This is a genomic window from Citrobacter sp. CK202, assembly GCF_030333225.1.
Taxonomy (GTDB): Bacteria; Pseudomonadota; Gammaproteobacteria; order Enterobacterales; family Enterobacteriaceae; genus Citrobacter_B; species Citrobacter_B koseri.
In genome coordinates this window covers 53,647-66,662 of record NZ_JAOWGI010000020.1, presented here as the reverse complement: position 1 = coordinate 66,662, position 13,016 = coordinate 53,647, and the positions used below count along the sequence as shown (strand labels likewise).

At 55.0% G+C, this 13,016-nt stretch carries 13 protein-coding genes; 3 read left to right on the top strand and 10 right to left on the bottom strand.

Features of this window, described 5'->3' with window-relative positions; genetic code table 11:
• The 3 genes from OGX84_RS03935 to pmbA all read right to left on the bottom strand — a co-directional run bounded on the left by OGX84_RS03935 (position 1) and on the right by pmbA (position 2,440).
• On the bottom strand, positions 1-363 hold the full coding sequence (locus OGX84_RS03935; RefSeq protein ID WP_112001305.1) for an SFCGS family glycine-rich protein: 363 nt from the start codon (positions 361-363) through the stop codon (positions 1-3).
• Between the two features lie 10 nt (positions 364-373).
• Positions 374-694, bottom strand: coding sequence for a glycine dehydrogenase (locus tag OGX84_RS03930; protein ID WP_012134369.1), 321 nt, complete (start codon positions 692-694; stop codon positions 374-376).
• 393 nt (positions 695-1,087) lie between these two features.
• Positions 1,088-2,440: a metalloprotease PmbA gene (gene pmbA / locus OGX84_RS03925; RefSeq protein ID WP_047459405.1), complete on the bottom strand. Its 1,353-nt coding sequence runs from the start codon at positions 2,438-2,440 to the stop codon at positions 1,088-1,090.
• Between the two features lie 95 nt (positions 2,441-2,535).
• Between pmbA and yjgA the strand changes: the two genes are divergently transcribed.
• Complete coding sequence (gene yjgA / locus OGX84_RS03920) at positions 2,536-3,087, top strand: ribosome biogenesis factor YjgA (protein WP_012134373.1); 552 nt, start codon at positions 2,536-2,538, stop codon at positions 3,085-3,087.
• 153 nt (positions 3,088-3,240) lie between these two features.
• Here the strand turns inward: yjgA and mpl are convergent, their stop codons facing one another.
• Complete coding sequence (mpl, locus tag OGX84_RS03915) at positions 3,241-4,614, bottom strand: UDP-N-acetylmuramate:L-alanyl-gamma-D-glutamyl-meso-diaminopimelate ligase (RefSeq protein ID WP_286457402.1); 1,374 nt, start codon at positions 4,612-4,614, stop codon at positions 3,241-3,243.
• Between the two features lie 175 nt (positions 4,615-4,789).
• Between mpl and fbp the strand changes: the two genes are divergently transcribed.
• The gene (fbp, locus tag OGX84_RS03910; protein WP_024130778.1) at positions 4,790-5,788 is read left to right on the top strand and encodes a class 1 fructose-bisphosphatase; all 999 of its coding nucleotides are present in this window, start codon (positions 4,790-4,792) and stop codon (positions 5,786-5,788) included.
• 102 nt (positions 5,789-5,890) lie between these two features.
• On the opposite strand, the gene OGX84_RS03905 is transcribed toward fbp, so the two are convergent.
• From OGX84_RS03905 to ytfQ, 5 genes are all read right to left on the bottom strand, one after another.
• Positions 5,891-7,003, bottom strand: a complete 1,113-nt coding sequence (locus tag OGX84_RS03905) for a methyl-accepting chemotaxis protein (protein ID WP_012134377.1) — start codon at positions 7,001-7,003, stop codon at positions 5,891-5,893.
• A gap of 81 nt (positions 7,004-7,084) precedes the next feature.
• Positions 7,085-8,086, bottom strand: coding sequence for a galactofuranose ABC transporter, permease protein YjfF (gene yjfF, locus OGX84_RS03900; RefSeq protein ID WP_286457399.1), 1,002 nt, complete (start codon positions 8,084-8,086; stop codon positions 7,085-7,087).
• The gene (gene ytfT / locus OGX84_RS03895; RefSeq protein WP_198447272.1) at positions 8,073-9,095 is read right to left on the bottom strand and encodes a galactofuranose ABC transporter, ATP-binding protein YtfT; all 1,023 of its coding nucleotides are present in this window, start codon (positions 9,093-9,095) and stop codon (positions 8,073-8,075) included. The genes yjfF and ytfT overlap by 14 nt, the downstream gene beginning before the upstream one ends.
• Before the next feature lie 13 nt (positions 9,096-9,108).
• A complete protein-coding gene (ytfR, locus tag OGX84_RS03890) occupies positions 9,109-10,611 on the bottom strand; it encodes a galactofuranose ABC transporter, ATP-binding protein YtfR (RefSeq protein ID WP_058668471.1) in 1,503 nt (500 codons plus the stop codon).
• Positions 10,612-10,733: 122 nt separating this feature from the next.
• Positions 10,734-11,690 (bottom strand): galactofuranose ABC transporter substrate-binding protein YtfQ, encoded by a 957-nt coding sequence (gene ytfQ / locus OGX84_RS03885; protein WP_012134381.1) that lies wholly within the window; start codon positions 11,688-11,690, stop codon positions 10,734-10,736.
• A 310-nt stretch (positions 11,691-12,000) separates the two neighbouring features.
• On the opposite strand from ytfQ, the gene ppa reads away from it, so the two are divergent.
• Complete coding sequence (gene ppa, locus OGX84_RS03880) at positions 12,001-12,531, top strand: inorganic diphosphatase (RefSeq protein ID WP_012134382.1); 531 nt, start codon at positions 12,001-12,003, stop codon at positions 12,529-12,531.
• 209 nt (positions 12,532-12,740) lie between these two features.
• Here ppa and OGX84_RS03875 read toward each other — a convergent pair whose 3' ends face one another.
• Complete coding sequence (locus OGX84_RS03875; RefSeq protein WP_181899698.1) at positions 12,741-13,013, bottom strand: colicin immunity domain-containing protein; 273 nt, start codon at positions 13,011-13,013, stop codon at positions 12,741-12,743.
• Between the last annotated feature and the right edge of the window lie 3 nt (positions 13,014-13,016).

Sequence of the window (13,016 nt, the reverse complement as noted above, 5' to 3'; positions counted from 1 at the left end):
TTAAGCGCCGTATTTCTTCTGCCACGCCTGAACCAGACGCTCGCCAAGTTCTTCTTTATCCATAAAGCCGAACCCCAGCACGTTGCAGCCTTCGTTGATAGCCGTGACGCCTTCATCCACAGAGCGCATCCCGTATTTGGCTTTGTAGCCATACTTGTTTTGCGCCGTGATGGCGCCCGCGCCGCCGCTACCGCAAAAAGAGATGCCAAAGGTAGCGTTTTCCGCTTTCATCACGTCGCCCAGCTTCATATCCGCCGCCACGCCCGGCACCACCAGCGCACGACCACCGGCTTTTTCCACACCTGCCGCCACTTTCTGGCCCTTACCCAGACGATCGCCAATTACGACTGTAATCTGTTCCATTTTTTGCTCCTTAAAGGTTGTCTTTCGCGACTTCGAAATGTACTGACAGCAGCCAGGCTTCTTCCTCTGGAAGGTTGCCAAACGCCGCCACGATGTCGCGGGCAAGCGCCATTGATTCGGCTGAAATTTCATCAAATAAACTGGCATCCACTTCCGGCAAAGGCTCGCCGGTCACTGACCGGTGCGCCATGGCGCGAACATGAGACGTCAGCATTTGTTCCTGTACGGCGTTGGGAATGATGTGATGTTCGCTGAGTAAGGCATACACCTGCGCCAGCATGCGATCGGCCAGTTCACCGATCTCCGTCACCTGCTCCCCCATGTCGTTCATTACTGCTCCGTTATTCACTCGTCTTACCCCGTTAATGGCTCTGGGTTAAAACTAACGGCAGGGGTTAAAAGTTTGTAGCGAGTTGTTTTCCACTTCGAAGTGGAAAGGCGAGTGGCGACAGTGATCTGTTCCACAGAAAAGGGGGATTTGGCGATTTATCGCTGAAAAACTGTGACATACGTCGCAAGGAAAGGCGGAAAAACCGATGAGAAAAAGCACATTCGCGCGATCGCCGAATGTGAAAAAGTGTGACGGGAATAGGGATTACTTATGGTCCAGGGGAAATGCCGGATGACGACGCGATGCGTCTTATCCGGCCTACATCGCTAATTCAAGTTACAGGGCAAGAACGACAAAGACGCGCTCGTCCTGCAACCTGAAAACAAACGAGTGCTACTGCCCGGCGATTTTCATCTCCGGTAACAGCACGGAACCACACTGTATATTGCTACGCGTTTCAATATCGTTACCCACGGTGACGATATTGCGCCACATCTCTTTTAAATTCCCGGCGATGGTGATCTCGCTGACCGGATACTGGATCTCACCATTCTCAACCCAGAAACCGGCCGCGCCACGGGAGTAGTCGCCAGTAATGCCGCTCACCCCCTGGCCCATGAGTTCGGTGACGACCAGACCGGTGCCCATCTCTTTGAGCAGTTGTTCAAAGCTCAGCCCCTGCCCGGCAATGCGCCAGTTATGGATGCCGCCCGCGTGCCCGGTGCTTTTCAGCCCCAGTTTGCGCGCGGAATAGTTGGTCAGCAGCCACTGGGTCAGCACGCCGTCTTTCACAATGTCGCGACGCTCTGTGCGCACACCTTCGCTGTCGAATGGCGAAGAGGCCAGCCCTTTCAGCAGATGCGGGTGTTCTTCGATGGTCAGCCATTCCGGCAGAATTTGTTTGCCCAGCGAGTCGAGCAGGAAGGTCGATTTACGGTATACCGAGCCGCCCGCAATCGCGCCGACCAGATGGCCAAACAACCCGGTCGCCACTTCATTCGCGAAAATCACCGGCGCTTTCATGGTCGAGAGTTTGCGCGGCGCCAGGCGAGATAACGTACGGCGCGCGCACTCGGCGCCCACCCATTCCGGCGTTTGCAGATCGCCTAACGCACGGCCAATGGTGTAGGCGTAATCACGCTCCATGTCGCCCTTTTCTTCGGCGATGACACAGCTTGAGAGCGAATGGCGCGTGGAGCAATACCCCTGCAACATGCCGTGGCTGTTGCCGAACACTTTGATGCCGTAATGGCTGTTAAAGCTGCCGCCTTCGGTGTTGGTGATACGTTTATCAGCCTGTAACGACGCCTGTTCCGCGCGAGCAGCCAGATCAATGGCTTCATCCGGGGTTACTTCCGCCGGGTGGAACAGGTCGAGATCCGGCGCCTCAAAGGCCAGCAGATCTTTATCTGCCACGCCCGCGCACGGGTCCGGCGAGGTATAGCGAGCAATATCCAGCGCCGCCTGTACGGTACGGGCAATCGCCTGCGGGCTTAAATCGGTGGATGACGCGCTGCCTTTACGGTTCTGGTGATAAACGGTGATCCCCAGCGCGCCGTCACTATTAAATTCTACGTTCTCCACTTCACCATAACGGGTGCTGACGCTGATGCCGGTGGTCTTGCTGACAGAGACTTCCGCGCCGTCTGATTTGCCTGAGGCGAGCTCCAGGGCTGTCGAGACCGCTTCTTCCAGAATCTTACGCTGCGCTTCAACTTGTGAGATTACTTTCATCGCAAATGCCATACTGTAGAGAGAGTTTCTCTGAAGTCTAACAGAGAACCGTTTTTCAGTGCGCATCTTAACTGGTAACATTAGCCTCTTTTTTTAAGGAGCCTGACATGACAAAGCAGCCCGAAGACTGGCTCGACGACGTTCCCGGTGATGACATCGAAGACGAAGACGATGAAATTATCTGGGTCAGCAAAAGTGAAATTAAACGCGATGCCGAGGAGTTAAAACGCCTGGGCGCGGAAATTGTGGATCTGGGGAAAAACGCGCTGGATAAGATCCCGCTTGATGCGGATCTGCGCGCCGCCATTGAGCTGGCCCAGCGTATTAAGATGGAAGGCCGCCGCCGTCAGTTGCAGCTGATCGGTAAGATGCTGCGTCAACGCGACGTTGAACCTATTCGTCAGGCGCTGGATAAGCTGAAAAACCGCCACAACCAGCAGGTGGTGCTGTTCCATAAGCTTGAGCAACTGCGCGATCGCCTGATCGTTGAAGGTGATGATGCGGTGGAAGAAGTGCTGAGCCTGTGGCCGAATGCCGACCGTCAGCAGCTTCGCTCGCTGATCCGCAACGCGAAGAAAGAGAAAGAAGGCAATAAGCCGCCGAAGTCGGCGCGGCAGATCTTCCAGTATCTGCGTGAGCTGGCGGAAAACGAAGAGTAATGCGTACGTAAGTTAAGTGTGCCGGATGGCGACGCAATGCGTCTTATCCGGCCTACAGCCTGGTGCATTTGGTATTGCCGGATGGCGACGCAACGCGTCTTACCGGGCCTACAGATTGTAGGCCCGGTAAGCGCAGCGCCACCGGGCATATGATTACTCCGCCGCCTCTGCCTTTTTCGCCAGGCCATCCAACAGTTTTTGATGGATGCCGCCGAACCCGCCGTTGCTCATCACCAGAATATGATCGCCAGGCTGCGCGGTTTTCACCACCATATCGGCCAGCGCGTCCACATCTCCGCTCCAGTGCGCAGGCTGAACACAGGCATCCGCGACTTCCGCCACCTGCCACGGAATATGCTGCGGTTGCAACAAGAACACTTCATCCGCACGCCCTAACGACGGAGCCAGATCGTCTTTGCAAAGCCCCATCTTCATGGTGTTGGAGCGCGGTTCCAGCACCGCAAGAATACGCGCCGTACCGCCCACTTTACTGCGCAACGCCGCAAGCGTCGCCAGGATCGCCGTCGGGTGGTGAGCGAAATCGTCATACACCGTCACACCGGTGGCTTCACCGCGCAGCTCCAGACGACGACGGGCGTTGATGAACGATCCCAACGCGTTAGCCGCATCCGCAGGCGTCACGCCAACATGACGAGCGGCGGCAATCGCCATCAGCCCGTTATTCATATTGTGTTCACCGACCAGCGACCACTTCACTTCACCGGCTTTTTCACCGTCCAGCCACACTTCCCAAACGGATGCATCCGCGTTCAGTTTCTTCGCCTGCCAGTGCCCCTGCTCGCCCACCAGCTCCTGCTCGCTCCAGCAGCCCATCGCGATCGTCTGCTTCAGGTTGATGTCGTGTTCCGGGAAAATAATGCGCCCTTGCCCCGGCACGATGCGCACCAGGTGGTGGAACTGCTTCTGAATCGCTTTCAGATCGTCAAAGATGTCCGCATGGTCGAACTCAAGGTTGTTGAGGATCAGCGTACGCGGGCAGTAATGCACAAACTTGGAACGCTTATCGAAGAACGCGCAGTCGTACTCATCCGCCTCAATGACGAAGAAGTGACTTTCACCCAGACGGGCAGAAACGTCGAAATTGCCCGGAACGCCGCCAATCACGAAGCCCGGCTGATAACCGCAGGCTTCCAGAATCCAGGTCGCCATGCCTGCCGTGGTGGTTTTACCGTGCGTACCGGCTACGGCCAGCACCCAGCGATCGCGCAGAACAAAGTCATGCAGCCACTGCGGGCCGGACATATACGGAATGTTCTTTTCCAGCACCGCTTCAACACACGGATTTCCACGGGTCATGGCGTTGCCGATGATCACCAGGTCTGGCTGTGGGTCGAGCTGGCTGGCGTCGTAACCCTGAATTAAATCAATGCCCTGCTTCTCAAGCAGGGTGCTCATCGGCGGATACACATTGGCGTCCGAACCCGTTACTTCATGACCGAGCGAGCGCGCCAGCATCGCCAGACCGCCCATGAAAGTGCCACAAATTCCCAAAATATGAATGCGCATACGTCACTACCCTTTTTTAATCTGGGGGCCATTTTACGCACATGTCAGGCAAGTGAGAAACGCATTTCAGGATATTCCGTACTTTGCTGGCGCGATTCACCTGAGCGCGGCCGCTGAAATATTTGTTAAGATTGTTACGGTCGCTTTACTCCATATCAATTGCAGGGAAAGTGTTATGAAAACGTTAGGTGAATTTATTGTCGAAAAGCAGCACGAGTTCTCTCATGCTACCGGTGAACTCACTGCTTTGTTGTCGGCAATAAAGCTGGGCGCCAAGATCATCCACCGCGATATCAACAAGGCCGGTCTGGTCGATATCCTGGGTGCCAGCGGTGCTGAGAACGTGCAGGGCGAGGTTCAGCAGAAACTCGACCTGTTCGCGAACGAAAAACTGAAAGCTGCACTGAAGGCGCGCGATATTGTGGCGGGCATCGCTTCTGAAGAAGAAGATGAAATTGTCGTCTTTGAAGGCTGCGAACACGCGAAATACGTGGTGCTGATGGACCCACTGGATGGCTCGTCCAACATCGATGTTAACGTCTCTGTCGGTACTATTTTCTCTATCTACCGCCGCGTAACGCCTGTCGGCACGCCGGTGACGGAAGAAGATTTCCTGCAACCGGGCAACAAGCAGGTGGCTGCGGGTTATGTGGTCTACGGCTCTTCAACCATGCTGGTTTACACCACCGGCTGCGGCGTACACGCCTTCACCTACGATCCGTCGCTGGGCGTTTTCTGTCTGTGCCAGGAGCGTATGCGCTTCCCGGAGAAGGGCAACACCTACTCCATTAACGAAGGCAACTACATCAAATTCCCGAATGGCGTGAAGAAGTACATTAAGTTCTGCCAGGAAGAGGACAAGTCCACGAATCGCCCGTACACCTCGCGCTATATTGGCTCCCTGGTGGCGGATTTCCACCGCAACCTGCTGAAAGGCGGGATCTACCTCTACCCGAGCACCGCCAGCCACCCGGAAGGGAAACTGCGTCTGCTGTACGAATGCAACCCGATGGCCTTCCTGGCTGAGCAGGCGGGCGGCAAAGCGAGCGACGGTAAAGAGCGCATTCTGGATATTACGCCGGAAAGTCTGCACCAGCGCCGTCCGTTCTTCGTCGGCACCGATCATATGGTGGAAGACGTAGAACGCTTCATCCGCGAGTTCCCGGACGCATAATTATCATTAATCGCACGGATGTAGGCCGGATAAAACGCGCAGCGTTGCCATCCGGCAATTTATTGCCTGATGGCGGCTTCGCCTTATCCGGCCTACGTTCGGTTACGCTGCCTGTAGCTTAAATACGGCCATCGCCTCCAGCAGCGCATGAGACTGCTCTTCCAGCGAACGGGTAGCTGCGGAAGATTGCTGTACCAGCGCCGCATTCTGCTGTGCGGTTTCATCCATCTGACTGACCGCGATATTCACCTGCTCAATGCCCCGGCTCTGTTCCTGAGAAGCACTGGCAATCTCACGCATCAGTTTGGTCATGCGCATCACTTCTGTCGCAATCTCATCCATCGTTTCACCGGCCTGCATCGCCAGATCGCTGCCCTCTCCGACATGCGTTTGCGAGTCGCTGATGAGCGCGCGGATCTCTTTCGCGGCATCGGCGCTGCGGCTGGCGAGATTACGCACCTCACCGGCAACCACCGCAAAACCGCGCCCTTGTTCACCGGCGCGCGCCGCTTCAACGGAGGCATTCAGCGCCAGAATGTTGGTCTGGAAAGCGATGCCGTCAATTACGCCGAGAATATCGGCGATACGGTCAGAGCTGCCGGAAATATCACGCATTTTCTCAATGACATAGCACACCATCTCGCTGCCGCGATCAGCGGTGTCCGAGACTGATTTCGCCAGTTGGTGCGCCTGATCGGCATTTTCAGCGTTCAGTTTCACCGTCGCAGTCAGCTCTTCCATGCTGGCGGCTGTCTGTTCCAGCGAGGTGGCCGTAGACTCCGTGCGTTGCGCCAGATGCAGGTTGCCCGCCGTCAGTTCACGGCTACCGGTATCAATTTGCGTGCTGGCGTCACGAACGCGTACCACGGATTCACTCAGCGCCGCACGCATCTCTTCAAGGGCGGTATTCAGACGGTTAAATTCAGAACTGGCAAAATGGCTTACCGTCGGCGATAAATCCCCTGTCGCCAGACGCTCCAGTTGCTCAACAACATTATCAAGAGGTTTCAGGAGCTTATTACGCAACATCAGCCATACCAGCGCCAGCAGGCCGATGGCGGCCAGCGTCGCCCCCGTCATCACCCCATAATAGACCCAGGAAGTGATAATACGGGTGGAGGCGTAGAGCCCCATACCGCCCGTCAGCAACAGGAGCAGGGTAAGTAAAGACAGTAAAACCAGTAAACTTGTACGAATAGAGAGGGATTTTGGCATCGTTATCTTTCCGGTTGTAGGGATATAGAATCTATCGACTACAACCGGAAAAAGTTTATACGTTTCAGGAAATTCAATATGTTACTTCGGTGTTGCGGCTGTGTTGACACGCGTAACCGGAGAGCTCTGGCGATTCTCCCACAGCACCGTCAGACCACGCTGCAAGACAATAAAAATAAACAACAAAATCCCGATAGCGATCTTCGTCCACCAGGAACTCAGCGTGCCATCGAAGTTAATATAGGTCTGGATCAGCCCCTGGATCGCCACGCCGAACAGCGTACCTAACACCGTCCCCACGCCCCCGCTCAGCAACGTACCGCCAATCACCACCGATGCGATGGCATCCAGCTCAACGCCAACGCCCGCCAGCGCATAACCGGCCTGGGTATAAATGGAGAAAACAATACCCGCCAGCGTCGCAAGCCCGGTGGAGAGCATATAAATACGGATGGTGGTGCTGCGCGTCGAAATCCCCATCAGGTTCGCCGACGCCGCATTTCCGCCAATGGCGTAAACCTGATTACCAAACCGCGTACGGTGGGCGAGGAAAATACCGATCACCACCACCGCCAGCATCAGCAGCCCCATTGCGCTCAGACGCCCGCCGCCGGGGATTTTCCACGCCAGGCTGGAGAGCGTATCGTAAATCGGGTGGTTAATCGGGATCGACTCCTCAGACACCAGATAACTGACGCCACGCAGGAAGAACATCCCCGCCAGCGTAATGATAAACGCCGGAATCTTCAGCGCATCAATCAGCAGCCCCATAAATGCCCCGAACGCACAGCCCATCGCCAGTACCAGCGGGAAGGCCAGCAGCGGCGAGATCCCCCAGTAGCCAATGGCCTTCGCCAGAAAAACGCCGGTAAACGCGATCACCGATCCCACGGACAGATCGATGCCACCGGAGAGGATCACGAAGGTCATGCCGACCGCGATAATCCCGAGGAAAGCGTTATCGGTCAGGATATTGCAGATAACCCGGGTTGAGGCGAAACCGGGGAACTGCGTCAGGCAATAGAGGTAGCCCAGCACAAAAACCCCGAGGGTGATCATCAACGGTAAGTTACGTTTTATCACGACCACGCACTCCTTTTATCAGACTGATAAAGCGCTGCGACTGCACAATCAGCACGCATAACACCACGATGGCTTTGACGACCTGGTTCATCTCCGGCGGAAAGCCTGACAGCAGGATGCCGGTATTCATCCCCTGGATAATCAATGCGCCCACGACCGACAGCAGCAGGTTAAAGCGCCCGCCCATCAGCGAGCCGCCGCCAATAACCACGGCCAGAATAGCGTCCAGCTCCAGCCAGAGTCCGGCGTTGTTGGCGTCCGCGCCGCGAATATCCGCCGTGATGATGATGCCCGCAATCGCCGCGCACAGGCCGCTCAGAACATAGGTGAGCATGACGATAATGCGGGTGTTCACCCCGGCATTTTTCGCCGCCCGAATGTTGATTCCCACCGCTTCAATGAACATCCCCAGCGCCGTTTTACGGGTCAGCAGCCAGAACACCATCAGGGTAAGCAGCGCGATAATCACGGGCGTCGGAAACAGCAACAGCGAACCGCTGCCGAACCACGATAAGTTGGGTGAGTTAAAGGTGACGATCTGCCCGGAGGTGATGAGTTGCGCCACGCCACGTCCGGCCACCATCAGAATGAGCGTGGCGACAAACGGCTGAATTTTAAGGATCGCCACCAGAATGCCATTCCACAAGCCCGCCAGTACGCCTGTTCCCAGCGCCGCGAGCAGCACCACCGGTAAGCTGTGCCCGGCCACCGTCATGGCGGCAGTGGTCGCCCCGGCAATCGCCATTACCGCCCCGACGGAGAGATCGATACCGCCAGTGGCGATCACCAGCGTCATCCCAATCGCCAGCAGCGCAACGGGAGCCGCGCGGTTAAGAATGTCAATCGGGCTGCCGAACAGGCGACCATCCTGCAAAATCACCTGCCAGAAATGCGGTGCCACCAGGCTGTCCACCAACAGCACCAGCAGCAATGCCACGATCTGCGGCATACCTGTCGGCCAGCGAAAACGTCGCTTCGGCGGTGTGGTTTGCGGGAGAGACTGAGGCATCACACTATTCTCCTTACGCCGCAATGGCGTTCATGATCGCCGGAACGGACAGTTCCGCCAGCGGGATCTCCGCCACCTGTTTACGATCGCGCATGATGATCACCCGATCGGCATAGCCCACCAGTTCCTCCAGTTCAGAGGAGATGACCAGCAGCGCCAGTCCGTCCGCACACAGCGTTTCGATCAGGCGGATGATCTCCGCATGCGCCCCAACGTCGATACCGCGTGTCGGCTCATCCAGGATCAGGAACTGCGGTTTGGTCAGCAACCAGCGCGACAGCAACACTTTTTGCTGATTGCCGCCGGAGAGAAATTCAATCGGCTGCTCCGCACTGGGGGTACGAATGCCCAACTGGCGGATAAAACGCTCGGCAATCTCCTGCTGTTCTCTGCGGGAAATCGGCCGCAGCCAGCCTCGCTGCGCCTGTAGCGCCAGAATGATATTTTCCCGTACCGATGCGGCGGCAATAATGCCGTCCGTTTTCCTGTCTTCCGGGCAAAAGCCGATCCCAAGGCATGAAGCCTGATGCGGCGATCGCAGGGTTTGCGGTTTACCTTTGATCATCGCACTGCCGCTGTCGGCCGGTTTAATGCCGAAGATCACCTCTGCGGTTTCGGTACGCCCCGATCCCAACAGCCCTGCCAGACCGACGATCTCGCCGGGGCGGACTTCCAGGCTGAACGGCGAGATGGTGCCTTTCCTGCCGTAATCTTTAAAGGCAGCCACCGGTTTATCGCTCAGCAAGGTGCGCCCCGCCCGCTGTAGCGCATGGGTCTCCAGTTCGCGCCCCAGCATCATTTTCACCAGTTCGATCTGTGGAAGCTCACGGGTTTCGCGGCAGCCGACAAAGCTGCCGTTGCGTAACACGGTGATCCGATCGCTCACCTGATAAACCTGATCGAGAAAGTGCGTAACAAAGATCAGGCTGACGCCGCGATCGCGCAGATGGCGCATCAGGCCAAACAGCATCTCAACTTCCTGGGTGTCGAGGCTGGCGGTGGGTTCGTCGAGGATCAGGACTTTCGCGGAGAGATCGATGGCCCGGCAGATAGCGACAATCTGCTGCATTGCAACGGAAAAGCGGTTGAGCGGCTCACGCACATCCAGCGAAAAGCCGTAAGAGGCCATCAATTCTGTAGCGCGTTTCTCCATTTCTTTGCGCCGCAGCAGGCCAAAACGCCGGGGCTCACGACCGATAAACAGGTTATCCGCCACCGACATATTGGGCAGAAGGTTAACCTCCTGGTAGACGGTTCCGATCCCCAGTTGCTGGGCATGCGCGGTATTCTTCGGTGAAATCGCCTGACCTTCCAGCCAGATTGTGCCGCGATCGGCATGGTATACGCCGGTTAATGCTTTAATCAGCGTTGATTTTCCCGCCCCGTTTTCCCCGAGCAGCGCCATGATTTCGCCCCGGCGCAGGCTAAAATCGACGTTATCCAGCGCCTTAACGCCGGGAAAGAATTTACTGAGTCCCTCGGTACGGAGGATTTCCTGATTTTGGTCGATGGTCATGGCATTCCTCCGGTTCGAAAGCGCGGCCTTTCCGTAGGCCCGATAAGCGCAGCGCCATCAGGCAATAAATGCCGGATGGCGGCGTAACGCCTTATCCGGCCTACAGAAGACCAACAGCAAAATCAGTAGCCCATGTTTTTCTTCTTCTCTAACTCTTCTTTTGCGGTGTCAGGCAGGTACAGCGTCGATTTGGTGATGGTCAGCTTCTCAGGCATCGTGCCGTCTTTTTTGTATTTCTCCAGCGCATCGAAAGCGGGCCCGGCCATGTTCGGCGTCAGTTCAACGCTGGCATTGGCTTCGCCATCAATCATCGCTTTATAGATATCCGGCACGCCGTCGATAGAGCCCGTCAGAATATCTTTGCCTGGCTTCAGGCCCGCTTCTTTAATCGCCTGGATCGCGCCGATCACCATGTCGTCGTTATGGGCGTAAACCATGCAGATGTTTTTGCCGTTGTTTTCCGCTTTGATAAAGCTCTCCATCACCTCTTTCCCTTTACTACGGGTAAAGTCGCCAGACTGAGAGCGGATGATTTTGATGTTTGGCGCTTTGGCGATGGCTTCGGCAAACCCTTTCTTACGGTCGATCGCCACGCTGGCCCCGACGGTGCCTTGCAGCTCAACAACGTTACACGGCTTACCATCCACCTCTTTTACCAGCCAGTCGCCGATCAATCTGCCTTCCAGCACGTTGTCGGCGGTGACGGTGGTCATATAGAGCGATTTGTCTTTAACATCAATGGAGCGGTCGAGCAGAAAGACCGGAATTTCCGCATCTTTGGCTTCTTTTAAGACCGGTTCCCAGCCTGTCGCGACCACTGGCGCAATAAAGATGGCGTCCACGCCCTGAGCGACAAATGAGCGTACGGCTTTAATCTGGTTTTCCTGTTTTTGCTGACCGTCGGCAATTTTCAGCGTGATGCCGCGTTTTTCGGCCTCGCTCTTCGCCACGTTAGTTTCGGCGGCGCGCCAGCCGGACTCAGAGCCGACCTGCGAAAATCCTACGGTTAAGGGGGCGGCCATTGCCATAGACGACATGGCTGCCGAAACTGCTGTGACTAAAAGTAAGCGCTTCCACATAATGATGTCCTCGTAGCCCAGGTTATTGTTGGGTGAAAAGCATTCGCGAGGAAAACTATAGACAATAGGTGATGTAACGGATTGCGTTACATCACACTTCAAAAAAGTAAATAAAAGGTTAATCACAACTTTGTAATCGCTTTCATTCGCCTATGAAAAAAGCAGCTGTTGTTATGGATTTTCCTGTCACGTAAACCGTCTGAAAATCGCAGCCGGAGGGGAAAGAAGACGAAAACAAGCGGAGACTTTCAGCGCGAGTTGGCTATAATACTCGCCACTTGTTTGCCATATATATTTAAAGGAAACAGACATGAGCTTACTCAACGTCCCTGCGGGTAAAGATCTGCCGGAAGATATCTACGTTGTTATTGAGATCCCGGCTAACGCAGATCCGATCAAATACGAAGTTGACAAAGAGAGCGGCGCACTGTTCGTTGACCGCTTCATGTCCACCGCGATGTTCTATCCGTGCAACTACGGCTACATCAATAACACCCTGTCTCTGGATGGCGATCCGGTAGACGTTCTGGTTCCGACGCCGTATCCGCTGCAACCGGGTGCTGTGATCCGTTGCCGTCCGGTTGGCGTTCTGAAAATGACCGACGAATCCGGTGAAGATGCGAAGCTGGTTGCCGTACCGCACACCAAACTGAGCAAAGAATACGATCACATCAACGACGTGAACGACCTGCCGGAACTGCTGAAAGCGCAGATCACGCACTTCTTCGAGCACTACAAAGACCTCGAAAAAGGCAAATGGGTGAAAGTTGACGGCTGGGACAACGCTGAAGCGGCTAAAGCTGAGATCGTTGCTTCCTTCGAGCGCGCAGCGAAGAAATAAGTTCGTTTTCGCTTGAGCTCAACGTAATTTTTCAAAAGCCCTCATATTTGCGAGGGCTTTTTTTATGCCGGGTAAAACTGCCTAAGAGAGATTATCGACAAACCTTGTTTGCAGGAACGTCGAGTTTTTCTTTCAGTAAAATGTAATATCTTTATTTTCTGCACCAGAAAATGTTTCTGCATGTCTAAACTTGTAACCAGAAAAATAAGTCAATCGACGTCTCGCCACTGCTTGTTCAAACGAATGACTTCACTCAATAGTTCATTCTCATCCAGATCGCCATCATCCCTTAACTCAGGATCAGCGCAATAAGTATCTAAAGCTGTAAATACACGATCGATATACAATTGCGTTTTTTCATCAACTTTGATGATATCACTGGAGTCCCTGTAGCTTCTCCAGGCATCCATATATTCAATCTCAAATGCTAATGCTGATAAGTCTCCAGAAAGGAATTTATCTATTAACCTGAGTAAATTCATAAC